Origin of the sequence: Streptomyces sp. NPDC050759 (assembly GCF_044456945.1) — a bacterium.
Lineage (GTDB): Bacteria > Actinomycetota > Actinomycetes > Streptomycetales > Streptomycetaceae > Streptomyces.
In genome coordinates, this window is the sequence record NZ_JBITGI010000018.1 from 165,579 (window position 1) to 191,308 (window position 25,730).

Below are 25,730 nucleotides of genomic sequence, written 5' to 3' on the forward strand. Positions count from 1 at the left end.
CAGGATGCCCCCATGAAGGGTGACCTCTTTTCCAGTGAGCACATGGTGCAGCCGGCCACAGCGCCGGGTATGACGGTCGAGAACTCCAAGTGCATCAGGTACGCGGTGCACGGCGAGATGCTCGCCCGCCAAGGGGCGATGGTCGCCTACCGCGGCAATCTCCAGTTCGAGCGCAAGGGCCAGGGCGTCGGGGGCATGCTCAAGCGGGCCGTCACCGGCGAGGGACTGCCGTTGATGGCGGTGCGCGGGCAGGGCGAGGCCTGGTTCGCGCACGAGGCACAGAACTGTTTCATCGTCGACGTGGAACCGGGTGACGAGTTCACGGTCAACGGTCGCAACGTCCTGTGTTTCGACGCCTCGTTGGCGTACCGGATCGCGACCGTCAAGGGCGCGGGCATAGCCGGTGGCGGTCTGTTCAACAGCGTCTTCACGGGTCACGGCAGGCTCGGGCTCGTCTGCGAGGGCAACCCGCTGGTGATCCCGGTCTCGCCGGAGTACCCGGTGTACGTCGACACGGACGCGGTCGTCGGCTGGACGGCGGGCCTCGCGACCTCACTGCACCGTTCGCAGTCCATCGGGTCGATGCTGCGCGGCGGTTCCGGGGAGGCGGTGCAGCTGGTGCTGCAGGGCTCGGGATACGTCGTCGTACGGCCGAGCGAGGTGACCCCGCAGAAGGCACAGCAGCACTGAGGCCCCAGACAGTGATCTGCGCCTCACAGGCAACCCGTCCGGCTCCGTCCACGTCTTGACCGGCAGCGCATGATGCCCCGGCCCTCCGGTCGGGGCTCATTTTCGAGGCACTATGCACACCATGTATACACAGCATGTAGAGATGCGGTGTATACGGACGGAAAGGCATGCATGTACGGCAAGGCTTTCGCCCCGGAGTATCAGGGCGCGCTCACCACCCTCTCCGTGAACTCCTCGCTGGACGAGGTCCTGGCCGCCGGCACCGACCAGTTGAGAGCGGCCGAGCGAGCCGGACAGCACACGGAGGCGGCCCGCTCCGGACTCGCCGTCGCCGAGGCGCTGCGCAGGCTCGGCCGGGTCACCGACGCCGACCGCGCCTGGAAGGCGAGTTACCGGGCCGCCCGCCGGGCCGGGGACACCGCGGGCATGGCCTGGGCCCTGTGGAGCGGCGGCACGCTGGCCCGTCAGCGCGGCGGATTCGCCCTGGCCCGGCGGCTGTTGGGGCTGGCGGCCGAACTCGGCGAGCGTGGCGGCGATGTCGTGGTGCGCGGTTACTCGCTGGCGGGGCTGGCCGAGACCGGCCGTATCCAGGGCGACTACGAGGCCGTCGGACGGCTGCACGAACAGTTGCTGGCCGAGGCCAGACGGCGTGGCGAGGCACGGCATACGGTGTGGGCGCTGTCCGGCATCGCGCAGATGCACCGCAACACCGGGTCCTACGACACCGCGTTCGCCATGTTCGAGGAGGCGGCCCGGATCGCCGCGGGCGCCGACGACCGGCGCGGTCACGCCTGGGCGCTGCGCGGGCTCGCCGATCTCGTCTCCGTGCGGGACGGCGACATGGGGCGGGCCCTCACCCTGCTGTCCGAGGCGGAGACGACCTGCCGCGAGATGAACCTGTCCAGCGCGCTGGCCTACAACCACAAGATGCGCGGCAACGTTCTCTACCGCGCGGGGCGTTACCCCGAGGCCCGTGACCTGTACGAGCAGGCGCTCGCCGAGTTCCGCGCCATGGGCGAACCGCGCGGGGAGGCCCTTTCCCGGCTGGGGCTCGCCAAGTCCCTGGCCCGCCTGGGCCGCGACCGCGCCGAGACCGCGGCCGAACTGGACGATCTGGCCCGTGTCCTGGAGCGGACCGGGCTGCGGCACGCGCGGGAGATGGTGGCGCGGGCCCAGGAGGAGTTCGGCGTGCGGATCGAGGCGGTACGGTGACGACGCTCGCCCCTCCCGAAGTCCTCACCCGCTGCCGCCTATTGGTCCGGCCGGCGCTCCAGGAGGCCGTCGGCCGACTGCACCCCTGGGTGAGCGAGATGGCCGCCTATTCCTTCGGCTGGTGCGAGGTCGGCGGCGCCCCCGCCGTGGCGTCCGGCGGCAAGGGAGTGCGCCAGGCACTCGCCGTACTGGGTGCCGAGGCGGCCGGCGCGCCCGGGCGGGCCGGGGTGCCCGCGGCGGTCGCGGTGGAACTGGTGCACGTCTTCTCGCTGCTCCACGACGACATCATGGACGGCGACCCGGCCCGGCGCGGCCGCCCCACGGTGTGGAAGGCGTACGGCACCGGCCCGGCCGTTCTCGCGGGTGACGCCCTGTTCGCGCTGGCCGTCGAGACCCTGGCCGACGCCGGCTCCGACGCCGTACGGCTCCTGTCCGCCGCGCTGTCCGACCTCGTGCGCGGGCAGGCGGACGACCTCCTGTTCGCCACCCGCCCCTGGACGGGACCCGAGCGGGTGCGGCCGGAGGAGTACCGGGCCATGGCCGAGCACAAGACCGGGGCGCTGCTGGGCTGCGCGGCGGCGCTCGGTGCTCTGCTCGGCGGGGCGCCCCCGGCCACGGTGGCCGCCCTGGACCGTGCCGGGCGGCATCTGGGGGTCGCGTTCCAGATCGTCGACGACGTCCTGGGGATCTGGGGCGATCCCCTGGTCACGGGCAAGCCCGTGCACGGCGATCTACGGGAGCGCAAGAAGACGTTCCCGGTACTGGCCGCGCTCGACTCACCTACATCTGGGGCGGCGCGGCTGGCCCGGCTCCTCGAGTCGGACGGGCCCCCGCAGGAGATGGCGGACCTGGTCGAGGAGTGCGGCGGCCGGTCGGCCGCGCTCGCCGAGGCCCGCCGTCGCATGGCCCTGGCGGAGACGGCGTACGAGCTGCGGCCTTTGCTGGACTACCTGCTGCGGCGTGATCTCTGATGCCGAGTTGACCGGCGCCGGCCGCCGGGACAGGGTTCGAGGAGAGCTCTCCCCGCGGGAAGGAACCATCTTGATCGGGATCACGGACATCGAGCAGCAGGCCGGGCTGATCGCCGGACACGTCGTCCGCACGCCGACCCTGCCCAGCCCCGGCCTGTCCGCGCTGCTCGGTGCTCCCGTCACCGTCAAACTCGAACTGCTCCAGCGCACCGGCTCGTTCAAGGCGCGCGGGGCGACGGCCAAGCTGCTGTCGCTGAGTCAGGCGGAGCGGGCGGCCGGGGTCGTGGCGGTCAGCGGCGGCAACCACGGGATCGCCCTCGCCCACATGGCGGCGGCGCTCGACGTCAAGGCGACGGTGGTGATGCCTCGTTCGGCGCCCTCCCGGTCGGTGGAGATCGTGGCGGCGGCCGGGGCGTCACTGCGGCTGACGGACGACATGGACGGTGCCTTCTCGCTGGTGAACCGGCTGCGGGACGAGGGGCTGACGCTGGTCCACCCCTTCGACGACCCTCTGGTGATCGCGGGGCAGGGGACCGTCGGACTGGAACTGGCCGAGGACGCGGGCGACCTCACCGACGTCCTCGTCAGCGTCGGGGGCGGCGGTCTGATCGCCGGGGTCGCGGCGGCACTGCGGGCGCGTCGTCCGGGTGTCAGGGTCTGGGGTGTGGAGACCGAGGGCGCCGAGGCCATGTCCCGGGCGCTCGCCGCGGGCGGGCCGGTGCCGGTCGCGCTGTCCTCCGTCGTGTCCACGCTGAGCGCCCCGTCCGTCTCGCAGTTGACGTACGACCATGTGGCGGCTCTGGTCAACGAGGTCCTCGTGGTCCCGGACCGGGAGGCCGTGCAGGGCTGTCTCGACCTCGCCGAGCACGCCAAGGTGTGGGGCGAACCGGCGGCCGGATGTCTTCTGCCCGCCGCCCGGACGGTGCTGGAGCGCGTCGGTGACGACTGCCGGTTGGGCCTCGTCGTGTGCGGCGGCAACGCGACCACCGCCGACGTCATGGGCTGGGCCGAGCGGTTCGGGCTGCGGTGAGAGAAGTCGGTGAGAGAAGTGCTCAACTGCTTTCGTTCTACTGACTTGTGAGTCAGAAACCGAGCAACCGGAAAGCGGATTCCATCGGTTGACGATTTGATTGAACAGACCCCGCCGCACCCGCCGTACCTCTGTGAAAGGTGAGAGCCAGGGGTTCAGCGAGGGATGACCATGGTCAAGGCGCACGTCTCCACACACGAGTTGGTCGCCGGACGGTACCGGCCCCTGGATGTCCTGCACCGTGAGACCAACCGCACCTGCTGGTACGGCGAGGACGTCTCCACCGAACGCCCCTGTCTGCTCACCGAGATCGGGCTGCCGGCCGGCACCGACGAGGAGACCTCGCTGCGCACCGCCGCGGGAGTCGTCCGGATGTCCAAGACCATGCGGGTGCTCTCCCCCGGCCGGATCGCCGCGGTCGTGGACGCCGTGGCGCAGGAGGACACCCTGTGGACCGTCACCGAGCCGGTCGACGGCATTCCGCTGGGCGAACTCCTCGGCCGTCAGGGGACGTTCGACCACGTGCGGGCGGCGCGCATCGGCCTGGAGCTGCTGGAGGTGCTGGAGGCGGCGCACGGCGAGGGCATCACGCACGGTGAACTCAGCCCGGGCCAGGTGTTCGTGCATCACCAGGGCTCCGTCGTCGTCACCGGCTGGGGCCTGGCCGGAGCGACCCTCGCCCCCCGGCTCTCGGCACCGTCGTACGCCTCCCCCGAACAGGCCCGTGACGAGCGCATCGGCCCGTCCGCCGACCTGTGGGCGCTCGGCGCGATCCTCTACACGCTGGTCGAGGGGCGTCCGCCCTTCCGTGACCGCGACCGTCCCGCGGCCACCCTGAAGGGAGTCGACCGGCTGCCGCTGCGGGCCCCGGTGCGTGCCGGTCCCCTCACGCAGACCGTGCAGGGGCTGCTGCGCAAGGACTCCCGGGAGCGGCTGAGCCGCACGGCCGCGCGGAGCGCCCTCCTCCGGGTTCTCGACGAGGACACCGACATGCCGCCGGAGGAGGAACCCCGGTCCCGGCTGCGCGTCCTGCACGGCGTGGCCCCGGGCCGCGGCAGCCGCCTCCTGATCGCGGGGACCGCCCTGGCCGTCGTCACGGTGGCCGCCGCCGTCCTCACGGTCACCAAGGCGCTGCCCGGCGGCGACAGTGCGACGACGGGTGAGGCGCCCGCCCCGTCGGCGTCGGCCTCCGCCTCCGCGCCCGCCCCGCCGGCTCCGGTCCCCTCCCCGTCGGTCACCGCATCCGGCAGCCGCACCGACGAGAGCGTCGACCCGCCCGCGACGCCCACATCCACGCCCACACGCGCGCCGAGCCGAACGGCCTCTCCCCCCGCGGGCACGGGGCTGCCGTCCGGGTACAGCGAGTACCACTCCCCCGAGGGCTTCTCCGTCGCCCTGCCCAAGGGATGGAAGCCACTGGAGACCCAGCGCCAGGGCGACCTGGCGTACCGCGTCACCTTCGGCGCCTCCGGTGACCCGCGCACGCTCGCCGTCACCTACAGCAAGGCCGTCGGCACGGACGCCGTGGCGGTGTGGCGCGACGACGTGGAGCCGGGGCTGCGGGACAACCCCGGCTACGAGCGTCTCGGTGACATCCGCGCGACGACCTACCAGGGCCGCGAGGCCGCCGACATGCAGTGGGTGGAGGACGTCGACGGCACCCGGGTGCGCACCTTCGGCCGCGGCTTCCTCATCGGCGGGGGCCGCGGCTACTCACTGCGCTGGACGACCCCCGCGGCCGACTGGAACGACGACACGAACCGGGTAGCGCTGGACACCTTCCTGAGCACCCTCCGCGTGCCCTCAGGCTGAGCGCGGCGCACGCATCCGCCGCAGCGGTCCGGCGTGCAGGGGCTGGGTGCGCCAGCGCGCGGTGAACGTCCGGTCCCCGAGCGAGCACGTCACCAGCAGGCGGTGCGGTGTTTCCAGGAAAGCCACATCGACGGCGAGGGTCTCCGCGTCGGTCCAGCCGCCGCTCACCGCGACGGGCACGGGCTCGTCGGCCACCGTCCAGCCGGCTCCGAGCCCCAGTTGCAGCCGGTCGCCGTCGTCGACCAGCGTGACTCGGCCCCCTGGGTCCACCTCGACCGCGCTCAGGGACGGCTGGTCGGCGCAGGCACCGCCGCGGGGAGTGAAGGTGGTGTTCCAGTCCTCCGCCCGGTCCGCGGGGGTCGCCTTGCCCTCGGCGGGCGGCAGCGCGAGCCGTGTCAGACGGTCGGCCAGGGCCGTGTCCGCCGCCTCACGGCCGGGCAGCGGGCCGGCCCCGAACGCGGGGAGCAGATGCTCCCAGACCAGGTCCAGCACCTTCTGCAGGTCCTCGGTCTCCGAGGTGATCGCCAGCACCACGTCGTGTTCGGGCAGCACCACGCAGAACTGCCCGTACGCCCCGTCCCCGCGGTAGCCGTGCCGCGCCATCCAGAACTGGAAGCCGTAACCCTGCTGCCAGTCCGGCCAGCCGGCCACCGGCGGTGTCCCGTGCGAGATCTGGGCCCGCGTCGCCTCGGCCACCCATGATTCGGGCAGCAGCCGCTCGCCCTCCCACACTCCGCCCCGCCGGTACAGCAGGCCGAGCCGGGCGACGGCGTCGGTGGTGGCGTGCAGCCCGCTGAAACCGAGCTCACGGCCCCTGCGGTCGGGGATCCAGGCCACCTCGCCGATCCCGAGCGGTTCGAACAGCCGGGGCCGCAGGTACTCGGTGAGCTTCTGGCCCGTGACGCGTTGCACGATCGCGGCGAGGGTGTAGGTGGCGGGCTGGTTGTAGGCGAAGACGGTGCCCGGCTCCCGGTCGGGCGGCACCAGCAGGAAGCCCCGGACGAGCTCGTCACGGTCCTGTGCGCGCGCCCGGTCGAATGTCTCCTCGAGATGCCCGCTGGCCATCGACGCCACATGCCGTACGAGCATCGCGCGGCTGCGCGGGTCGGTGACATCGGCCTCGAACTCCGGGAAGTACGAGATCACCGGGTCGTCCAGCCGGATCAGTCCCTCGGCGAGGGCGAACCCGGCGGCCGTCGCGGTGAAGCTCTTGCTGAGGGAGTAGAGGAGGTGGAGCCGGTCCGGGGCGTACGGCGCCCACCAGCCCGAGGCCACGACCTGGCCGTGGCGCAGCAGCATCAGGCTGTGCGGCTCGATGGCCGGGTCGGATTCGAGGGCGTCGAGGAAGGCCTGTATGCCGGCGGCATCGACCCCCTGGGCTGCGGGGGTGCTCGTGGGCAGGGAGCTCATGAGGGCATCCTCTCTTGTTCTCCGGCCTTGATCGAGAGGACCCCCGAAGCCCGTTTTCCCCTCCGGTCACCGGGGACTCGGCACCCATGGTGCAAATCGGATACACGATGATGACCGAGCAGGCCGGCCCACGAGAGCTCGTCGGCCATGTGGTGCGGGCGGAGGAGGTGGGCTACGACTTCTCGGTGACCTCGGACCACTACTTCCCGTGGCTGCGGTCGCAGGGACACTCGCCGTACGCGTGGAGCGTGCTCGGGGCGGCCGCCCAGGCGACCTCCCGCATTCCGCTGATGACGTACGTGACCTGTCCTTCCTTCCGCTACCACCCGGCGGTGGTGGCGCAGAAGGCGGCGACGATGCAGCTGCTCTCACAGGGCAGGTTCCGGCTGGGGCTGGGGTCCGGCGAGAACCTCAACGAGCATGTGGTGGGCGGCGGCTGGCCCTCGGCCGACGTACGGCACGAGATGCTGGAAGAGGCGGTGGAGATCATCCGCGCGCTGTTCCGGGGCGGCCATGTGAACCACCGCGGGAACCACTTCGACGTGGAGTCGGCCCGGCTGTGGGACCTGCCGGACGAGCCGCCGCAGATCGGCCTGGCCGTCTCCGGAGAACAGTCCTGCGAACTGGCCGGCCGCCTCGCCGACCTGGTCATCGCCACGGAGCCCAAGGCCGGCCTGCTCGACGCGTTCGACCGGCACGGCGGTGAAGGCAAGCCGCGCGTGGGGCAGCTGCCCGTCTGCTACGACCCCGACCGAGACACGGCGATCAAGCGGGCGCACTCCCAGTTCCGCTGGTTCGGCAGCGGCTGGAAGGTCAACTCCGAGCTCCCGCACCCGGACTCCTTCGAGGCGGCCACCCAGTTCGTCACGCCCGACGACGTCGCGGAGTCGATTCCCTGCGGCGACGACCCGGACGACTTCGTCGAGGCGGTACGGCCGTACGCGGAGGCGGGTTTCACCGAGATCGCCCTGGTGCAGATCGGCGGGGACTCGCAACCGGAGTTCCTCGACTGGTCGGCGAAGACACTGCTGCCAGCGCTGCGCGACGCGTTCGCCTGAGCGGGCCGGGGCTGCCCGACGGTACCCGAGGGTGCAATAGGCTTCCTACCCCGCACATCGTGCGGTCCGAACGAGCCTGCCCAGGAGAAGCACCCGTGACCCTAGCGATCGACCCGTCCGACACGTCCTCCCAGGCCTCGGTCGAGACGTCCGGCGCGCCCTTGTCCGACCTCGTCGCGCGGGACGCCCGGGAGTTCGGTGTTTACGCGCGGACCGGCGGATGGGCCTTCGGCCTGATGGTGGCGCGCAGCGTGCGGCCCGGCGGCCAGAGCGCGGACGAGACACCGAAGGTGTCCGCGAAGGAGTTCGCCGAGCTCGCCGGCTGCTCGCCCGAGCGCGTCATGCGCTACTACAAGGCATGGGACAGGGCCGCCGACGACGGCATGGTCCCGCACTTCGAGGCGCTGGCGCCGGGCCAGGAGGTGGAGCTGCCGGACGCGGACGTGTGGCTCGACTACTACGTCTCCCGCAACAGCGCGACCTCCGAGCGCGGCACCGCCATCGCCGAGGCCGCCGAGGCCGAGGGCATCCGGCCCACCAAGGCCCTGGAGGTCGCCGAGAACCCGACCGCGCTGCGTGCCGCCATCCTCGCCGACCCCTCCACCGCCCGGGCCGCGCGCAGCGCACTGCTCGACCGGATCAAGGAGGACCCGGAGCTCCAGGCCTCGCTGGCCCGGGACGTGGTGCGCACGGACGACCTGAAGAAGGCCGTGGCCACCGAGAGCCGGGCGGCCGACCGGATCGGATACGTCCGCCAGATCGCCGAGTCCGGTCAGGTGAAGACCCCGGCCGGGCAGACCATCGACGCGCCCGTCGACCTGCGCCAGGAGGCCGAGCGGCACCTGTCCCTCCTCGAGGAGCTGGAGGAGGACGAGGACACCGGCGAGTGGGCGGCCGAGGCCTTCGACACCATGAAGTCCCTCGTCGCCGAGACCGTGGAGGCCGACCCCGAACTGCGGGTCCAGGAACGGCGTACGAAGTTCTACAACAGCCTCCAGAAGGCCACCAAGGTGTTCGAGGAGCTGACCTTCGACGACGCCCAGGACTTCTACGAGGACGACATGGTCCAGCAACTGGAGGAACTCCAGCAGGCCATCGCCTCGTGCATCACGGCCTTGCGCGGTGCGAAGGCAAATCACCCGGACGGCTGAGCATCTTGGGCGTGTGAGGGGTACTAGAGGGCGACACGTCGCTCTTCCCGGAGGCCTTCAGGTGAACTCCTTCGTCCGCAGAACCGCGCACAAGACTCTGGTCGTGCAACTGCAGGCGGGCGGCACGGGCCGGTGCCCCGTGCTCGCCCACCTGGGCTACGACGCGGCGGACCCGTTCGCCGTCACCGCGGTGTTCAGCCATGACGGCCGGGTGCTGGCGCGGTGGCGGCTGGACCGGGAGATGCTCGCCGAGGGCCTGCGCGGTCCGGTCGGGGTCGGGGACGTACGGCTCAGCCCCGTCTCGACCGGCGTCTGGGAGGAGCTCCGCCTGGAGTTCTACGGTGACGCCCGCTCCGACGGGGGCCGCCAGCACGCCGTGGTCTTCGCCTGGGCACCGGCACTGGCGTCCTTCCTGCGCGAGACCCGCGAGATCGTGCCGCCGGGACAGGAGGAGGTCCGCGTGGACGACTTCCTGGCCTCGGTCATCGCGGGAGGCTGAGCGGGGGGCCGGGTCGGGGCTGATGCGCACGCGGGCTGAGTAGCCGTACTCATGCCGCCGTCGGCCCCTGCCCCGACGATGAGGGTTCCGACGACAAGGAGCACCTCATGACCGCTGTGCGCCGGCCCCTGCCGGTTCTGCTCGCCTGGGCCGTGGTCGCCGCGCTCGCCCTGTCGGCCTGGGGCCCGCGCGACCGCACCACCTGGTTCCTGGAGACCGTCTGGGTCCTGGTGGGGCTGCCACTGATCGTGCTGACGTGGCGCCGCTTCCCGCTGACCGGCCTGCTGTGCTGTCTGCTGGCGGTCCACGCGCTCGTACTGATCGTGGGCGGCCACTACACCTACGCCGAGGTCCCGCTCGGCGACTGGGTGCGGGACACCTTCGGGCTCGACCGCAATCCGTACGACCGTTTCGGCCATCTCATGCAGGGCTTCGTGCCCGCGGTTCTGGTGCGGGAGCTGCTCTGCCGTACCTCACCACTGCGGGGCAGCCGCTGGCTGGCGCCGCTGACGGTGTGCGCGTGTCTGGCCTTCAGCGCCGTCTTCGAGATGCTGGAGTGGGCGGCCGCGGTGACCGGGGGTCAGGCGGCGGACGCCTTCCTGGCCACGCAGGGCGATGTGTGGGACACCCAGTGGGACATGTTCTGCGCGCTGATCGGCGCCACGCTGTCCGTGCTGTCGCTGAGCCGCCTGCACGACCGGCAGTTGGACGGGCTGCGCGTCACCCCGTCGTATGGCGGCGCCGGGTCCACAGGGGCACCGCGAACCAGCACAGCAGGTACCAGGCCACTACCGCCGCGACGAGCCAGGGCACCCAGGAGTCGTGGGTCGCGACCCGCAGGATCAGCAGCAGGGCGGCCGTCATCGTCGTGAGCAGGAGAACCAGCCCCACGAAGGTCAGCCGGGAAGCGATCCGCACGGCCTGGGGTTTGATGCGCCGCCCCGAGACGAGGCGGTGCAGCGAGACCGGCCCGATGAGGGCTCCGGTGGCGCAGGAGCCGAGGACGACGGTCACGATGTAGATGACCTGGTCGGTGTGGGCGAGGTCGTCGTACCTGGGGGTGAACACCACGGTGAGCAGGAAGCCGAACAGGATCTGGACACCTGTCTGCGCGACGCGTATCTCCTGGATGAGTTCGCCCCACATGCGGTCCGCGCGCTCGTCCTCGGTCTCGTTGCGGCCCTTCCGTCTCACCGTCTCGACCATGCGGTACGGGTATCCGGTGACTGATCGTTCAAACAGCGCGGCTCCGGGAGCGCGAGAAGCCGCCTCCCGGAGCCGGGCGTGGGGTCACCAGCGGTTCTCGACCTGGTCCTTGATCCGGCGGTCGTAGAGGTCCCGGATCGCCGCGAGGGTCTCGTCGGACAGCGGCGGCAGCTTGGCGGCGGCCGCGTTGGCGCGGGCCTGCTCGGGGTTGCGGGCGCCGGGGATGACGGTGGTGACGCCCGGCTGCTCGATGATCCACCGCAGGGCGAGCAGGGCCGGCGAGTAACCCTCGGGAGCGAGCGCGGAGAACTCGGCGGCGGCCTCGACACCGGTCGTGTAGTCCACGCCGGAGAAGGTCTCGCCGACGTCGAAGGCCTCGCCGTGCCGGTTGTAGGCGCGGTGGTCGTTCTCCGGGAAGACCGTGTCCTTGGTGTACTTGCCGGACAGCAGGCCCGAGGCCAGCGGGACCCGGGCGATGATGCCGACGCCCGCCTCCCGCGCGGCGGGGAGCACCTCGCGCAGCGGCTTCATGCGGAAGGCGTTGAGGATGATCTGCACACTCGCCACACCCGGCCGGGCGATCGCGGTCAGCGCCTCCTGGCAGGTCTCGACGCTGACGCCGTAGTGGGCGATGCGCTCCTCCTCGACCAGGGTGTCGAGGGCGTCGAACACCTCGTCGGAGGAGTAGACGGGCGTCGGCGGGCAGTGCAGCTGGACCAGGTCGATGCGGTCGACACCGAGATTGCGGCGCGAACGGTCGTTCCAGGCACGGAAGTTGTCGAGGACGTAGTTCTCCGGGATCTGGTCGACCCGGCGGCCCATCTTCGTCGCGACCAGCACGTGCAGGTCGGGCCGGCCGCTCAGGAAGGTGGCGATGGTCTGCTCGCTGCGCCCGTCGCCGTACACGTCCGCCGTGTCGAAGAAGGTGACCCCCGACTCGGCCGCCGCCTCCAGCACCGAGAGGGCTTCCTTGTCGTCGACGTCTCCCCAGTCGGCCCCCAGCTGCCAGGTGCCGAGTCCGACCACGGATGCGTGCTGCTGCGACCTGCCGAATGTGCGCTCGTCCATGGCGTCAGTCTGTCACCCGTCGCCGACCTGCGCGGAACGGGCCGCTCCGGGCCGACGTCGGTGCATTATTCACTCACACGGGTGACACTTGTCGATGTAAGGCATGCACGTGTCAACGAGCGCCTAGCGTGATCGCGTGACTGATCGTTCAGTGAGCAACCATCCGCAGGACGACTCGTCCTGGTCCCGTCGCGGCTTCCTTCTCAGCGCCGCGGCCCTGGCCGCCGTACCGATTCTGCTGCCGGCCGACCCGGCGGCCGCGGCCGAGGAGCTGCCCGGTTTCCCGGCGGGCGTGGCCCTGCACCGTTCGGCGTACCGGAACTGGGTCGGCGAGATCACCGCCGACGGGCTGTGGGCCTGCGCCCCGACCGGTCCGGACCAGGTGGCCGAGGTCGTCAACTGGGCCTGGCGGCACGGCTGGCGGGTGCGCGCCCGGGGCTCCTCGCACGGCTGGTCGCCCCTGACCATCACCGAGGGCACCGCGTCGGACGCGCCCGTCCTCCTTGTCGACACCGCCTCCCACCTCACCGGCCTGTCCCTGGACTCCGCCTCCGCCGTGCGGGCCGGCACCGGCGTCACGCTGGAGGCGCTGCTGACCTATCTGGAGGAGCACGGGCTCGGGGTCACCGCCGCGCCCGCCCCCGGCGACCTCACCCTGGGCGGCGCGCTGGCGGTCGACGCGCACGGCACCGCCGTTCCGGCCGACGGGGAGCAGCGGCTGCCGGGACAGACGTACGGCTCGCTCAGCAATCGCATCCTGTCGTTGACGGCGGTGGTCTGGGACGAGGGCAGCGGGGCGTACGTGCTGCGTGAGTTCAGCCGTGCCGAGGCCGACAGTGCCGCCCTGCTCACCCATCTCGGGCGGGCCTTCGTCACCGAGGTCGTGCTGCGAGTCGGCGCCAACAGCAATCTGCGGTGTGTCAGCCGGGTCGACATTCCGGCGGCCGAGCTCTTCGCGGCGCCCGGCGGCGACGGGCGGACCTTCACGAGCTTCCTGGAGGAGGCCGGGCGGGTCGAGGCGATCTGGTTCGCCTACACGGAGTTCCCGTGGCTGAAGGTGTGGAGCGTGGCGCCGCGCAAGCCGCTGACCTCGCGGCGCGTGACCTCGCCGTACAACTATCCCTTCTCCGACAACGTGCCGACCCTGGTGGCGGATCTGGCCGGGCGGATGGTGTCGGACGCGGCCTGGTATCTGGCGCCGGTGCTCGGGAACGCGCAGCTCGACGTGGCGACCGTGGGGCTCACGGCGACGCTGTCGGCGGACATCTGGGGGCCGTCCAAGAACACACTGCTCTACATCAAGCCGACGACGCTCAGGGTGACCGCGAACGGGTACGCGGTCCTGACGAGCCGGGACCAAGTGCAGCGGGTCGTCTCCGAGTTCACGGACTTCTACCGGGAGCAACTCGCCGCGTACACGGCACAGGGGAAGTTCCCGGTCAACGGAACGGTGGAGATCCGGGTGACCGGGCTCGACGATCCGGCCGAGGCCGAGCTGGAGGGGGCGCGGGCTCCGCTGCTGTCGGCGTTGCGGGCGGACCAGGCGCATCCCGAGCGGGACACGGCGGTGTGGCTGGACATCCTCACGCTGCCGGGGACGCCGTACGCGGAGGCCTTCCTGCGGGAGATCGAGCAGTTCCTCCTCGACGGCTACGACGGGACGCGTGTCGAGTGGTCCAAGGGGTGGGCCTACACGGACGACGCCGTGTGGGAGGACGAGGAGGTGCTGGGGACGGCCATTCCCGGTTCGTTCGGTGAGGCGGTGTGGGGCCAGGCCGCGGGGGTGCTGGACCGGCTCGATCCGCACGGTGTGTTCGGCAACGCCTTCCTGGACCGGCTGTTCCGTTAGGGCGTCAAGTGGGCCTGCACCGTGGGGGCGTACCGGTCCACGACGTCCTCCACGGCGGTCGCCCTCAGCTCGGTGCCCCGGGCGATGCCGTACATCACGCCCAGGCCCAGGAGGGTGCCCACCGCCAGTTCGGCGCGCAGGCCGGCGTCGGGGCCCCGCAGGCGCTCCGCGAGGCGTTCGACCACCTGGGAGCGGAAGTTGACGCGCAGGATGTCACCGTGTTCGCCCTGGACGGGAGCGAAGGCGATCCGGAGCAGGGGGTCGGCGCCTCGTTCGATCTGGCCGGTCAGGACATGGCGGACCATGTGACGGCCCAGTTCGTCCAGGGGAGCGTCGAGCAGGGCCGTCGCGTCGGACTCGAAGGACATGACGCGGGCGAAGAGGGCGTCCTTGTTGCCGAAGTACTTCACGATCAACGGCGGGCTGACCCCGGCGCGTTCGGCGACCGCCTTGAGGGTGATGTCGGCGTGGGGGGTGCGGGCCAGGAGATAGCGGGCCGCCCTGAGGATGGCGGCCTTGGTCGCCTCGGCGTCCCGGCGGGCGGTCGTGGTGGTGGGGGGCGGTGTGCTCACGGCACTCATGCTCCCTCCATCGCCCCCTCCCGCGCGCCCCGGGTGCGGCCCTTGGCCCGGCGGGTCCCGTCGGGGGCGGAGTCGCCGGGGATGGTCAGCGCCGCCGCGCACGCCGCGAGGGCTATCGCGCCCGCCATGGCGAAGGCCATCAGGTAGCCGTGCAGGGTGGGCACGAGTGCGCCGCCGACCGGGCTGGTGTGGTGGACCAGTACCGCCGCGACCGCCGCGCTGGAGGCGGCCTGGCCGATGGTGCGCATCAGGACGTTGACGCCGTTGGCGGAGGCGGTCTGCTCGGCCGGTACGGCGCGCAGGATCAGCGTGGGCAGCGCCGAGTAGGCGAGGGTGGTGCCGGTGGCCACCACGGTCGCGCCCAGGATGATCATCCACAGATCGCGGCTGTCCGCGATGCGTACCGCGTAGCCGCACGCCATCACCGCGGCGCCGAGGGCGAGCGTGACGCGCGGACCGCGGGAGGCGGAGATCCGGGCGGAGAGCGGTGAGAACAGGAGCATGGTGACTCCGCCCGGCAGCAGGCACAGGCCGGTGGCCACGATCGACAGACCGAGTCCGTAGCCCGTGGCCTTCGGCGCCTGCACGAGCTGGGCCGTGACCAGGGAGTTGGCGTAGAACGCGAAGCCGGTGAGCAGGGCGGCCACGTGGGACAGGCCCACCCGCGGCCGGGTGACCAGCCGCAGGTCGACCAGGGGCTCGTCGGTGCGCAGCTGACGCCACCACCACAGGGCCAGCACGGCGACGGACACCAGGAACAGCCCCAGGACCCGGGGGCTGCCCCAGCCCCACTGCCCGCCCTGGGACACCCCGAGCAGCAGGCTCACCAGGCCCACGGCCAGTCCCAGGGCACCCACCACGTCGAAGCGGCCCGGCTGCCGTACCGGCGACTCGCGGACCGCCCACGACACGGCCGTGACGCCCAGGGCGCCGAGGGCACTGGTCATCCAGAACATGGTGTGCCAGTCGGCGTACTGGACGACCATCGCGGCCAGCGGCAGACCGAGTGCGGCGCCGATGCCGACCGTGGAGCTCATCATCGCGACCGCGGAACCCCGGCGCTCCGGCGGCAGTTCGTCGCGCAGGATGCTGATCGACAGCGGCACCACGGCGGCGGCGGCACCCTGCAGGGCGCGAGCCGCGATGAGCACGGTGATGTCGGACGACAGGGCGCACATCACCGAGCCGAGCGTCATCAGGGCGAGGGCGCCGGTCAGCACCCGGCGCTTGCCGTACATGTCACCGGCACGGCCGAGCACCGGGGTGAGGACCGCACCGGCCAGCAGGGTCGCCGTGACCATCCAGGAGACTGCGCCGGGCGAGGAGTGGGTCAGCCGGGGCAGGTCCGGCAGCAGCGGGACGACCACGGTCTGCATGACGGCCATGAGCGTGCCGCACATCGCCAGCACCGGCACGGTGAGCCGGGTCCGCAGGCCTGCTCCGGGCGGCGGGGATATCGGGCCCTGCTGGTCCATCGGCGCTCCGGACTCGATACGGAAAACGGGGTGAATGACAATTCACTCTAGCGGTGAATCGCCATTCACCCAATACCCTTCCAGGGCCGCCGAGCTACTTGCGAGAAGCCAGCTCCCGTGCGTGCACGCCGCGCGCCACCTTCGGCCCGAGCCAGCGTTTGATCCTGCGCAGCGCCTCGAGCTGCCCGGCGGCCTGGTCGAGCCGGTAGTACAGCTGAGGCGGGACATAGGGCAGCAGCGGCGAGTGACGCTGGCCCAGAAGGGCGAACATCTGCTCCGGGGGCAGGCCGATGTAGCGCGGCAGGTTCTCGTACCACTGGGCGCTGTAGCGGGCCGCGCTCTGGATGGAGAGCAGTTCCGACTTGCGCTGCCGCTCGTAGCGGACGAGGGCCTGCGGAAGCTCGGTGTGCCGCTGCAGGGCGTCGGCCAGGGCGATGGCGTCCTCCAGGGCGAGGGTGGTACCGGCGCCGATGGAGTAGTGGGTGGTGTGGGCGGCGTCGCCGAGGAGGACGAGGTTGCCGCGGTGCCAGGTGCGGTTGGTGAGCGTGCGGAAGCTGAGCCACTGGGCGCTGCCCGAGCCGGTGGAGCGGCCGATCAGGGGGTGGCCGTCGAGGACGTCGGCGAACAGCTTCTCCAGCAGGGCGAGTCCGTCGGCCTCGTTCGCACCGTCGAGGCCGAGGCTGGTCCAGGTCTCGGGCGCGCACTCGACGACGCAGGTGCTGCCTTCGGGGCCGAAGGGATAGCCGTAGCACCAGATCCAGCCGTGGTCGGTCTCGACGAAGGCGAAGGTGAAGGAGTCGAAGACCTTGCTGGTGCCGAGCCAGATGTAGCGGTTGCGGCCTTCCCTGGTCTCGGCGCCGAAGTGGCCGGCGTGTCCGGTGCGCAGGGCGCTGTGCACGCCGTCGCCGGCCACGACGAGGTCGGCCTCGGGGAGGTTGCCGGCGGTGATCTCGTGCTCGAACTCCAGCCGCACACCCAGCGAGCGGGCCCGCTCGGCGAGGATCTCCAGCAGGCGGTGGCGGCCGATGCCGAAGCCCGGGTCGCTGTCGCGCCGGGTGACCAGGTCCCGTACCCGGGCCTCGCCCTGGTTCCAGGTGACCGAGGCCTCCTCGATCGCGCGGGACGACTCGGGGTCGTGGACGTGGAGTTTGTCGAGCAGTCCGCGCCAGTAGGTGACGCCCCAGCCGTAGGTGGAACCTTCCGGGTTGCGCTCGTGGACAGTGATGTCGTGGGACGGGTCCTGCCGCTTCAGCAGGATCGAGAGATACAGGCCGGCGGGCCCGCCGCCGACGCAGGCGACCTTCACACGCACCCCTATTGGTTACTCAAAGCGGTCGATTGGCAACGCAGAGTAGCAGTCCGGAGATGCGCGAACACCGATTCGGATCACGTCGGGGAACACCCGATGTAGCGGTCCTCTCGTCCGGTTTGCCCCGCAGGTCGTGCGGTACCCGCGCCGTACACACCGAGAAGACGAAGGAGGGATTCACCCGTGTCGCAGGTCGAGGAATCCATCGAGGTCGGCGTGCCGGTGCACACCGCCTACAACCAGTGGACGCAGTTCGAGACCTTCCCCGAGTTCATGAGCGGGGTGGAGCGCATCGAACAGCGCACCGACACGCTCACGCACTGGGTGACCAACGTCAACGGGGTGCACAGGGAGTTCGACGCGGAGATCACCGAGCAGATCCCGGACGAGCGGGTCGCGTGGACCACGATCGCCGGCGAGGCCAAGCAGGCGGGTGCGGTGACCTTCCACCGCCTCGACGACGCCCACACCAAGGTGATGCTCCAGATGGACTTCCATCCGGACACCATCACCGAGAAGGTCGGCGACAAGCTCGGGTTCGTGAAGCGGCAGACCAAGGGTGACCTGGAGCGCTTCAAGACGTTCATCGAGGAGCGCGGTCAGGAGACCGGCGAGTGGCGCGGGGCGGTCATCTGACCGTCGCGCTCCGACCGGCCGCTAACCGGCCGCCTCCGTACGGCACTCCGGGTGTCCCCAGCCCTGGGCGTTCTTCGCGATGGGCTCGCCCGCCGCGTAGGAACGTCCGCACAGGCACCGACCGGGGAACTTGGCCTTGATCGTACGAGAAGACGAACCGCCGCTCCGCTTGGGCGACTTGGCCCGGGCGGGGCGGTCGGCTTTCGGGGTGTCCGGCGACGGCGGCGGCTGCGGGGAGCCGAGTTCGCTGCTGGCGGGCTCCTGGACGATCGCCGCCTGGCTGGCCGCGCGGTCGGCGAAGTCGTTCAGCGGGTCGCCGTCGACCTGGTGGGCGGGGACGTAACGGAACTCGACCGAACGCCCGTCGAGCAGTTCGTCGATCCGGACGACGAGGTCCTGGTTGGCGACCGGCTTGCCCGCGGAGGTCTTCCAGCCGTTGCGCTTCCACCCGGGCAGCCAGGTGGTGACGGCCTTCATGGCGTACTGCGAGTCCATCCGGATCTCGAGGGGCACATCCGGGTCGGTCGCCGCCAACAGCCGCTCCAGTGCGGTGAGTTCGGCGACGTTGTTGGTGGCCTTGCCGAGCGGCCCGGCCTCCCAGCGGTCCGGCGTCTCCGATTCGTCGGCAATGACCCAGGCCCAGGCCGCAGGTCCCGGATTTCCCTTCGAAGCGCCGTCGCACGCGGCCACCAGTCGTTCACGCATGCGCTCGATCATGCCATGAGCAGACGGGCACCCTTTCACTCCACCGTGACCACCGTGGCCACGACCCCGCGGACCTCCCCGTCGCCGGGTGTCGCCCCTTCCGTGTCGGCGAAGAGGAGGTGCGCCGCCCCGATCAGCGCGGGGGCGAGCAGGTCCACGTCCGCGTCGGCCGGGAGGCGCCCCAGGTCGCGCTCAGCGGCGAGATAGCCGGCCACCATCGCCGTGGCCTCCCGCAGCACCGGCACTCCCCCACCCCTCGCCTCGCGCAACCGGGCCCGCAGAGTGTCGCGCGCGATGACCAGGCCGACGATCCGCAGGGCGATCGTCCCGAAGAGGTCGGTCAGGGCCGCGGTGAGGTTGTCGACGACGGCACCGGTCCCCGCCGACTCGCGCAGGGACCGGGAGCGGGCCTCGATACGCCCGATGCGGTCCAGCACCAACTCGGCGAGAAACGCGTCGAAGTCCTCGAAGTGGCGGTGCAGAACGCCCTTGGCGACCCCCGCCTCGGTGGTGACCGCCCGGCTGGTCAGCGCGTTCGCCCCGTCCCGCAGCAGGATCCGCTCGGCGGCGTCGAACAACTGCTCCCGCACATCGCGGATGGCGATCCCTGTCGGCACGGCCCACCTCACTCTTCCTCGAACATCCTCCCTGATTCTTGTCGAGTGGGCATGCGCCCACTTAGAGTGGGCGCATGCCCACTCCAGCTGACGAACAGCAGCCGCACACCCAACGCGACATCGCCGAGTCGTACGGCTCGGACGCCGAGCGCTACGACCGGACCCGTCCCCGTTATCCCGACGCCCTGGTGGAGCGGATCGCTGCCGAGAGTCCCGGCCGGGATGTCCTGGACGTGGGCACGGGCACCGGTATCGCCGGGCTGGCGTTCCGGGCGCACGGCTGCCGGGTGCTCGGGGTGGAACCCGACGCCCGGATGGCCGCGTTCGCGCGTCACAAGGGGCTCGACGTCGAAGTCGCCAGGTTCGAGGACTGGGATCCGGCGGGCCGCGCCTTCGACGCGGTCGTGGCGGGGACGGTCTGGCACTGGGTCGACCCCGTCGCCGGTGCGGACCGGGCGGCCCGGGCGCTGCGGCCGGGCGGACGCCTGGCCCTCTTCTGGAACGCCTTCCAGCCCGCGATCGACGTGGCGGAGGTGTTCACCGAGGCGTACGCCCGGGCCGTGCCCGGCATGCCGATGGACTGGCGCCGGATGACCGGCCCGGACGCCTACGCGGGCGTCTGCGCCACCGCGGCCGACGGGATCCGGAAGGCGGCCGCTTTCGCCGAGCCGGAGGAGTGGCGCTTCGAGTGGGACCGGGTCTACACCCGCGAGGAGTGGCTGGACCAGGTACCCACCTTCGGCGGCCACGGGCAGTTGCCCGCCGGGAAGCTCGACGCCCTGCTCAGCGGCCTGGGCGAGGCCGTCGACGCGATGGGCGGGAGCTTCCCGATGCACTACACCGCCGTGGTGGTCACGGCGGTGCGCGGCGGCTAGGGCACGTCGGAGATCTGGGGCATGTCTCCCTGGGTCGTCGTCACGTCGATCACCGAGAAGCTCGCGCCCTGCGGGTCGCTGAGGGCGGCGAACCGGCCGAACGGGGAGTCCATGGGCCCGAAGCGCAGGACGCCCCCGAGCTTGGTGGCGCGGGCGACGGCGTCGTCGCAGTTGTCGACGGTGAAGTAGACGTTGATGTACGCCGGCACCTCGGGCGGGAAGTCGTCCGTCATCTTCATGCGACCGAGGACGGTGTTGTCGCCGACGTTGAACATGCGGAAGTCGATGGCGTCGTCCTGCATCTGCCGCGCGCTGTAGCCGAAGACGGCCGGGAAGAACGCGTCGGACTTCTCGGGCTCGCGGGTGTAGACCTCGGCCCAGCAGAACGCCCCCGTCTGCTCGGGCGGCGCCTCGAAGCCCTCGTGGGTGCCCGCCTGCCACACGCCGAAGACGACGCCGCTCGGGTCGCGGGCGAGGCACATCGTGCCGAAGTCGCCGACCTGCATCGGTTCCATGAGCAGCTCGCCGCCGTTGTCACGGATCTTGCCGGCGGTGGCGGAGACATCCGGTGACGCGAGGTACAGGCACCACTGCGAATTTCCCTCCTGACCGGGCATCGGCGGCACGACGGCGGCGACGGCCTTCCCGTCCGCGTAGGCCTGCGTGTAGTTGCCGAACTCCGACGCTGCCTCGCCGAAGGTCCAGCCGAGGACGTCGCCGTAGAAGCTCTTGGCCCCCTCGACGTCGCTGAACATCGCATCGGCCCAACAGGGGGTTCCCTCAGGTTGTACGGCCATGATCGCGGCCTTTCCCGTATCGGTGGTCGGTCCGACTCCACACGCTAGTCACGGGTGCGCCCGACCGCGCGTCGAACGGACGATTCCGCTTCAGACTGAACAGAAAGGACACTCTCCGAGGGCGGGAACTTCCATGACGATGCAGGCGTGGTCGGTGGCGGCTCCGGGACCGGTCGAGGAAGGCGGTCTCCGGTTCGTCGCACAGCCGGTCCCGGAGCCGGGTGACGACGAACTCCTCGTGCATGTGCGCGCGTGCGGGGTGTGCCGCACCGATCTGCACGTCGCCGAGGGGGATCTGCCGGTGCACCGGCCGGGGGTGACGCCGGGGCACGAGGTCGTCGGCGTGGTGGCCGGGTTCGGAGCGGCGGTGCGCGGCTTCGAGGTCGGTGAGCGGGTGGGGGTGGCCTGGCTGCGGCGGACCGACGGGTCGTGCGCGTACTGCGTGCGCGGGTCCGAGAACCTGTGCCCGGCCTCCCGGTACACGGGCTGGGACGCCGACGGCGGCTACGCCGAGTACACGGTCGTGCCGGCCGCTTTCGCCTACCGGCTGCCCGGCGGGCTCGACGACGTGTCGCTCGCTCCCCTGCTGTGCGCGGGGATCATCGGCCACCGGGCGCTGCGGCGGGCCTCGCTGCCACCGGGCGGGCGCCTCGGGCTCTACGGCTTCGGGGGCAGCGCCCATCTGTGCGCACAGGTGGCCCTGGCCGAGGGCGCCATCGTGCACGTACTGACCCGTGGTGCGTCCGCACGGAAGTTGGCGCTGGACCTGGGAGCCGCTTCGGCGCGGGACTCCTGCGAGATGCCTCCCGAGCCGCTGGACAGCGCGATCCTCTTCGCGCCTGTGGGTGACCTGGTCCCCCTGGCACTGCGGGCCCTCGACCGGGGCGTGGTGCTGGCGATCGCCGGGATCCACCTCAGCGACGTGCCCGCGCTGCACTACGAGAGCGAGCTGTTCTACGAGAAGGAGGTGCGCAGCGTCACCTCCAACACCCGTGAGGACGGCCGGGAGTTCCTGGCCCTGGCCGCCCGGCACGGCGTGCACGCGACCACGCACACGTATCCGCTGTCGGAGGCCGACCGGGCGCTGCGGGACCTGAAGGCGGGGCGCTTCGACGGGGCGGCCGTACTGGTGAACGACCTGTCCTGAGGAGCGCGGGGGCACTCATGATGCGCCGACTGCCTCACCTGCAAGGTTTACACCTTCCCGACCGTGAAGCCGCCCCCTTCACGCCCTGATCGGGCGGCCGCCCCAGCTGTTTGGCTGGACCTCGCGCAAGGCCAGCCCGCTCATCTCCCAGGAGGGAACGTGTCCACACCGGACAGCGCCACCGGCCCCGCCGTCGACGAGCCCGATCCCCCGTCCGAAGACCGGCTCACCAGCCTCAGCACCACGGCCGCCCGGCAACTCGCCACCACCACCAAGTCCGAACCCCAGATGCAGGCCATCAGCTCCCGCTGGCTGCTGCGCATGCTGCCGTGGGTGGACGTGAAGGGCGGCACCTACCGGGTCAACCGGCGCCTCCAGCTCCGGGTGGGCCGGGGCCGGGTGCAGTTCGAACAGAACGGCGCCGACGACATCAGGGTCATCCCCCAGACACTCACCGAACTCCCCACTCTGCGCGGCTACTCCGACACCGAGGTCCTCAAAGAGCTCGCGACCCGCTTCCGGGTCCGGGAGATCCGCGCCGGCCAGGTCCTGGTCGAGGCCGGGCAGCCGGTCACGGAGGCCTACCTCGTCGTGCACGGCCGCTTCACCCGCTTCACCGAGGGCAAGTACGGCGAGGAGGAGATCGTCGGTGTCGTCACCGACGGCGCCCAGATGGGCGACGAGGCCATAGGGCAGCCCGATCCGCTGTGGCTGAGCTCGGTCCGGGCCGAGACCGCGGGCGTGGTGCTGGCCCTGCCCTGGTCGGTGGTCACCGAGTTCACCGAGCGGGTGCCGTCCCTCGCGGCCCACCTGGAGGCCTACGCGCGGCGGCAGAGCCTGCCGATGAACCGCAAGGGCGAGGCCGACGTCCCCGTCCAGGCGGGCCACGTCGGGGAGCCGACGATCAACGGCGGCTATGTCGACTACGAACTCGCCCCGCGCGAGTACGAGTTGTCCCTCACCCAGACCGTACTGCGGGTCCACACCCGGGTGGCCGACCTCTACAACAACCCGATGGACCAGACCGAGCAGCAACTCCGGCTCACCATCGAGGAGATCCGCGAACGCCAGGAGTGGGAGCTGGTCAACAACCGGGAGTTCGGGCTGCTGCACAACGCCGACCACGGCCAGCGCGTCAGCACCTTCACCGGACCGCCGACGCCCGACGACATGGACGAACTGCTCGCCATGCGCCGCAAGACCAAGCTGTTCCTGGCCCATCCGAAGGCCATCGCGGCGTTCTTCCGGCAGTGCAACCGGCGCGGTCTGGTGCCGGGCACGGCGAGCGTCGAGGGGCACGAGATCCCCGCCTGGCGGGGGGTGCCGATCTTCCCCTGCAACAAGATCCCCATCAGCCCGCAGCACACCAGCAGCATCATCGCGCTGCGCACCGGGGAGGGCGACCAGGGTGCCATCGGGCTCTACCAGACCGGCATCCCCGAGGAGTACCAACCCGGCCTGAACGTACGGTTCATGGGCATCGACACCAACTCGATCATCCGCTACCTCGTCACCGCCTACTACTCGATGGCCATCCTCGTGCCCGACGCGGTCGGGATCCTGGAGAACGCCCAGATCGGGCGGACGGCCGAGTGACCGCGACAGACGTCCGGTCCCTGCCGGGGCCACCCGACATCGCGGGCTCGCTGCGCGGCACCCGGCGCGGTGGGGCGATCCCGGGGCTCAGGTACCGGCAGGTCGCCCCCGCCGACCCGGTGAAGGCGGCGGAGATCGACCGCAGGCTGGAGGCCTGGGCCCGGCGCCTGGATCTGTTCCCCGAGGCGTGGAAGGGGGATTTCTCCGGGTTCCAGTTCGGCCGAGCCGTGGTGCTCCAGCACCCCGAGGCGGCCGACCTCGAACGGCTCACGGTCGCCGGCGAGTTGCTGCTCGCCGAGAACGTCGTCGACTCCTGCTACTGCGAGGAGGACGAGGGCCGTGGCGGGGCGCGCCGAGGTCTGGGCGGACGGCTGATCATGGCGCAGTCCGCGATCGACCCGTACCACGGCATCCCCGAACTGGAGGAGGAGTGGCGCGAGGGCGTACGCGCCGACGGTCCGCTGCGCTCCTACCACTTCGCGCTCCAGGACTACGCCGCCCTCGCCACCCCGAGCCAGACCGACCGGTTCGTCCACGACATCGCCCGGCTGCACCTCGGCTATCTCGCCGAGGCCTCCTGGGCGGAGACCCGGTATGTGCCGCGGGTCTGGGAGTACCTGGTGATGCGGCAGTTCAACAACTTCCGTCCCTGTCTGTCGATCGTCGACGCGGTCGACGGCTACGAACTGCCCGAGGCGCTCTACGCCCGTCCCGAGATCCAGCGGGTCACGGCACTGGCCTGCAACGCCACCACGATCGTCAACGACCTCTACTCCTTCACCAAGGAACTGGCGAGCGACCCCACCCACCTCAACCTGCCGCAGGTCGTCGCCGCCAACGACAGGTGCGGGCTCAAGGCCGCCTATCTGAAGTCCGTCGAGATCCACAACCGGATCATGGCGGCCTTCGACGAGGAGTCGGCCCTGCTGTCCGCCACCTCACCGCTCGTGGAGCGCTACACCCGGAGCCTGTCCGACTGGGTGGCCGGCAACCACGAGTGGCACGCCACCAACAGCCACCGCTACCACCTGCCCAACTACTGGTAAAGCGCGATCGCATGACAGGACGTCACACGCACCAGCACAAGGAGTCACCGTTGACCATCGCCCCCCACGCCGGCACCGCGGCCCAGGTGCCGACCCAGTCGACGTACCAGAGCCGTGTCGCGGCCTACTGGAACGCCGAGGAGAACCCGGTCAACCTCGAACTCGGTAGGCTCGACGACCTCTACCACCACCACTACGGCATCGGAGAGGCCGACCGCTCCGTCCTCGACGAACCCGATCCGGTACGGCGGCGGGAGCGGATCACCGCCGAACTGCACCGCCTCGAACACGCCCAGGCCGAACTCCTCGCCGCCCGGCTCGGCCCGCTCTCGCCCGAGGACCGTGTCTTCGACGCGGGGTGCGGGCGCGGCGGCGGCAGTGTCGTGGCACATCTGCTCCACGGCTGCCACGCCGACGGCGTCACCATCTCCGAGAAGCAGGCGGAGTTCGCCAACGCCCAGGCCCGCAAGCGGGGCATCGACGACCGGGTGCGCTACCACCACCGCAACATGCTCGACACCGGGCTGCCCTCCGGGGCCTACGCGGCCTCCTGGAACAACGAGTCGACCATGTACGTCGAGCTGGACCTGCTGTTCGCCGAGCACGCGCGGTTGCTGCGCCGCGGCGGACGCTATGTGGTGATCACCGGCTGCTACAACGACACCTACGGGCAGGCCTCCCGCGAGGTCTCGCTCATCAACGCCCACTACATCTGCGACATCCACCCGCGCTCGGCGTACTTCCGCGCCATGGCCCGCAACCGGCTGGTGCCGGTGCATGTGGAGGACCTCACCGAGGCGGCCCTGCCGTACTGGGAGCTGCGCAGGGAGGCCGACCATCTGGTCACGGGAATCGAGGACACCTTTCTGACCGCCTACCGGAACGGCAGTTTCCAGTACCTGCTGATCGCTGCCGACCGCGTGTGAACCGGAGGACCGGGGCTGTTTTCGCGAGCCCCGGTCCTCCCTTGACGCGCCGCGTGTCTTCCCC

The 25,730-nt window shown here is 71.2% G+C and carries 24 protein-coding genes and 1 pseudogene; 16 read left to right on the plus strand and 9 right to left on the minus strand.

Annotated elements, in window-relative coordinates; genetic code table 11:
- The first annotated feature begins 12 nt into the window (after window positions 1-12).
- The 5 genes from ACIBJB_RS38790 to ACIBJB_RS38810 all read left to right on the plus strand — a co-directional run bounded on the left by ACIBJB_RS38790 (window position 13) and on the right by ACIBJB_RS38810 (window position 5,715).
- Complete coding sequence (locus tag ACIBJB_RS38790; protein WP_398938128.1) at window positions 13-690, plus strand: AIM24 family protein; 678 nt, start codon at window positions 13-15, stop codon at window positions 688-690.
- A 171-nt stretch (window positions 691-861) separates the two neighbouring features.
- Window positions 862-1,902: a tetratricopeptide repeat protein gene (locus ACIBJB_RS38795; RefSeq protein WP_398938130.1), complete on the plus strand. Its 1,041-nt coding sequence runs from the start codon at window positions 862-864 to the stop codon at window positions 1,900-1,902.
- Complete coding sequence (locus ACIBJB_RS38800) at window positions 1,899-2,873, plus strand: polyprenyl synthetase family protein (RefSeq protein ID WP_398938132.1); 975 nt, start codon at window positions 1,899-1,901, stop codon at window positions 2,871-2,873. Before ACIBJB_RS38795 ends, ACIBJB_RS38800 begins: the two co-directional genes overlap by 4 nt.
- Window positions 2,874-2,943: 70 nt before the next feature.
- Window positions 2,944-3,903, plus strand: a complete 960-nt coding sequence (locus ACIBJB_RS38805) for a threonine/serine dehydratase (RefSeq protein ID WP_398938134.1) — start codon at window positions 2,944-2,946, stop codon at window positions 3,901-3,903.
- Between the two features lie 165 nt (window positions 3,904-4,068).
- The gene (locus ACIBJB_RS38810; protein WP_398938136.1) at window positions 4,069-5,715 is read left to right on the plus strand and encodes a serine/threonine protein kinase; all 1,647 of its coding nucleotides are present in this window, start codon (window positions 4,069-4,071) and stop codon (window positions 5,713-5,715) included.
- On the opposite strand, the gene ACIBJB_RS38815 is transcribed toward ACIBJB_RS38810, so the two are convergent.
- A complete protein-coding gene (locus tag ACIBJB_RS38815; protein ID WP_398938138.1) occupies window positions 5,707-7,125 on the minus strand; it encodes a serine hydrolase domain-containing protein in 1,419 nt (472 codons plus the stop codon). The two genes, ACIBJB_RS38810 and ACIBJB_RS38815, sit on opposite strands and share 9 nt — an antisense overlap.
- Window positions 7,126-7,211: 86 nt before the next feature.
- Between ACIBJB_RS38815 and ACIBJB_RS38820 the strand changes: the two genes are divergently transcribed.
- The 4 genes and pseudogenes from ACIBJB_RS38820 to ACIBJB_RS38835 all read left to right on the plus strand — a co-directional run.
- Window positions 7,212-8,183, plus strand: coding sequence for an LLM class F420-dependent oxidoreductase (locus tag ACIBJB_RS38820; protein WP_398938140.1), 972 nt, complete (start codon window positions 7,212-7,214; stop codon window positions 8,181-8,183).
- 95 nt (window positions 8,184-8,278) lie between these two features.
- The gene (locus tag ACIBJB_RS38825) at window positions 8,279-9,334 is read left to right on the plus strand and encodes a hypothetical protein (protein WP_398938142.1); all 1,056 of its coding nucleotides are present in this window, start codon (window positions 8,279-8,281) and stop codon (window positions 9,332-9,334) included.
- Between the two features lie 61 nt (window positions 9,335-9,395).
- Window positions 9,396-9,833 (plus strand): SsgA family sporulation/cell division regulator, encoded by a 438-nt coding sequence (locus tag ACIBJB_RS38830; RefSeq protein ID WP_398938144.1) that lies wholly within the window; start codon window positions 9,396-9,398, stop codon window positions 9,831-9,833.
- Between the two features lie 107 nt (window positions 9,834-9,940).
- Window positions 9,941-10,621, plus strand: a pseudogene (locus ACIBJB_RS38835) (DUF2238 domain-containing protein); the annotation flags it as partial.
- Here the strand turns inward: ACIBJB_RS38835 and ACIBJB_RS38840 are convergent.
- Window positions 10,554-11,039 carry a DUF6328 family protein gene (locus tag ACIBJB_RS38840; protein ID WP_398938146.1) on the minus strand — a complete coding sequence of 162 codons (486 nt, stop codon included), beginning with the start codon at window positions 11,037-11,039 and terminating at the stop codon, window positions 10,554-10,556. The pseudogene ACIBJB_RS38835 and the gene ACIBJB_RS38840 overlap by 68 nt on opposite strands.
- A gap of 84 nt (window positions 11,040-11,123) precedes the next feature.
- On the minus strand, window positions 11,124-12,107 hold the full coding sequence (locus ACIBJB_RS38845; protein ID WP_398938148.1) for an aldo/keto reductase: 984 nt from the start codon (window positions 12,105-12,107) through the stop codon (window positions 11,124-11,126).
- Between the two features lie 136 nt (window positions 12,108-12,243).
- Between ACIBJB_RS38845 and ACIBJB_RS38850 the strand changes: the two genes are divergently transcribed.
- Window positions 12,244-13,956: a cholesterol oxidase substrate-binding domain-containing protein gene (locus ACIBJB_RS38850; RefSeq protein ID WP_398938151.1), complete on the plus strand. Its 1,713-nt coding sequence runs from the start codon at window positions 12,244-12,246 to the stop codon at window positions 13,954-13,956.
- Here ACIBJB_RS38850 and ACIBJB_RS38855 read toward each other — a convergent pair.
- The 3 genes from ACIBJB_RS38855 to ACIBJB_RS38865 form a co-directional block, all read right to left on the minus strand.
- The gene (locus ACIBJB_RS38855; RefSeq protein ID WP_062048371.1) at window positions 13,953-14,537 is read right to left on the minus strand and encodes a TetR family transcriptional regulator; all 585 of its coding nucleotides are present in this window, start codon (window positions 14,535-14,537) and stop codon (window positions 13,953-13,955) included. The two genes, ACIBJB_RS38850 and ACIBJB_RS38855, sit on opposite strands and share 4 nt — an antisense overlap.
- Window positions 14,534-16,012, minus strand: coding sequence for an MFS transporter (locus tag ACIBJB_RS38860; protein ID WP_398938153.1), 1,479 nt, complete (start codon window positions 16,010-16,012; stop codon window positions 14,534-14,536). The genes ACIBJB_RS38855 and ACIBJB_RS38860 overlap by 4 nt, the downstream gene beginning before the upstream one ends.
- A 94-nt stretch (window positions 16,013-16,106) precedes the next feature.
- A complete protein-coding gene (locus ACIBJB_RS38865) occupies window positions 16,107-17,318 on the minus strand; it encodes an FAD-dependent monooxygenase (RefSeq protein WP_398938222.1) in 1,212 nt (403 codons plus the stop codon).
- A 186-nt stretch (window positions 17,319-17,504) separates the two neighbouring features.
- Between ACIBJB_RS38865 and ACIBJB_RS38870 the strand changes: the two genes are divergently transcribed.
- Window positions 17,505-17,957, plus strand: a complete 453-nt coding sequence (locus ACIBJB_RS38870) for an SRPBCC family protein (protein ID WP_069758491.1) — start codon at window positions 17,505-17,507, stop codon at window positions 17,955-17,957.
- 21 nt (window positions 17,958-17,978) lie between these two features.
- Here the strand turns inward: ACIBJB_RS38870 and ACIBJB_RS38875 are convergent, their stop codons facing one another.
- Both ACIBJB_RS38875 and ACIBJB_RS38880 read right to left on the minus strand, forming a co-directional pair.
- On the minus strand, window positions 17,979-18,674 hold the full coding sequence (locus ACIBJB_RS38875; protein ID WP_059208887.1) for a ribonuclease H: 696 nt from the start codon (window positions 18,672-18,674) through the stop codon (window positions 17,979-17,981).
- 23 nt (window positions 18,675-18,697) lie between these two features.
- Window positions 18,698-19,279, minus strand: a complete 582-nt coding sequence (locus ACIBJB_RS38880) for a TetR/AcrR family transcriptional regulator (protein WP_398938156.1) — start codon at window positions 19,277-19,279, stop codon at window positions 18,698-18,700.
- A gap of 74 nt (window positions 19,280-19,353) precedes the next feature.
- On the opposite strand from ACIBJB_RS38880, the gene ACIBJB_RS38885 reads away from it, so the two are divergent.
- A complete protein-coding gene (locus ACIBJB_RS38885) occupies window positions 19,354-20,154 on the plus strand; it encodes a class I SAM-dependent methyltransferase (protein ID WP_398938158.1) in 801 nt (266 codons plus the stop codon).
- Here the strand turns inward: ACIBJB_RS38885 and ACIBJB_RS38890 are convergent.
- The gene (locus tag ACIBJB_RS38890) at window positions 20,151-20,951 is read right to left on the minus strand and encodes a VOC family protein (RefSeq protein ID WP_398938160.1); all 801 of its coding nucleotides are present in this window, start codon (window positions 20,949-20,951) and stop codon (window positions 20,151-20,153) included. The genes ACIBJB_RS38885 and ACIBJB_RS38890 overlap by 4 nt on opposite strands.
- 139 nt (window positions 20,952-21,090) lie before the next feature.
- Between ACIBJB_RS38890 and ACIBJB_RS38895 the strand changes: the two genes are divergently transcribed.
- From ACIBJB_RS38895 to ACIBJB_RS38910, 4 genes are all read left to right on the plus strand, one after another.
- On the plus strand, window positions 21,091-22,098 hold the full coding sequence (locus tag ACIBJB_RS38895) for a zinc-binding alcohol dehydrogenase family protein (protein ID WP_398938224.1): 1,008 nt from the start codon (window positions 21,091-21,093) through the stop codon (window positions 22,096-22,098).
- A gap of 159 nt (window positions 22,099-22,257) precedes the next feature.
- Window positions 22,258-23,694: a family 2B encapsulin nanocompartment shell protein gene (locus ACIBJB_RS38900; RefSeq protein ID WP_398938162.1), complete on the plus strand. Its 1,437-nt coding sequence runs from the start codon at window positions 22,258-22,260 to the stop codon at window positions 23,692-23,694.
- Window positions 23,691-24,740 (plus strand): family 2 encapsulin nanocompartment cargo protein terpene cyclase, encoded by a 1,050-nt coding sequence (locus tag ACIBJB_RS38905; RefSeq protein ID WP_398938164.1) that lies wholly within the window; start codon window positions 23,691-23,693, stop codon window positions 24,738-24,740. The genes ACIBJB_RS38900 and ACIBJB_RS38905 overlap by 4 nt, the downstream gene beginning before the upstream one ends.
- Before the next feature lie 50 nt (window positions 24,741-24,790).
- The gene (locus ACIBJB_RS38910) at window positions 24,791-25,666 is read left to right on the plus strand and encodes a geranyl diphosphate 2-C-methyltransferase (RefSeq protein ID WP_398938166.1); all 876 of its coding nucleotides are present in this window, start codon (window positions 24,791-24,793) and stop codon (window positions 25,664-25,666) included.
- Window positions 25,667-25,730: the final 64 nt, after the last annotated feature.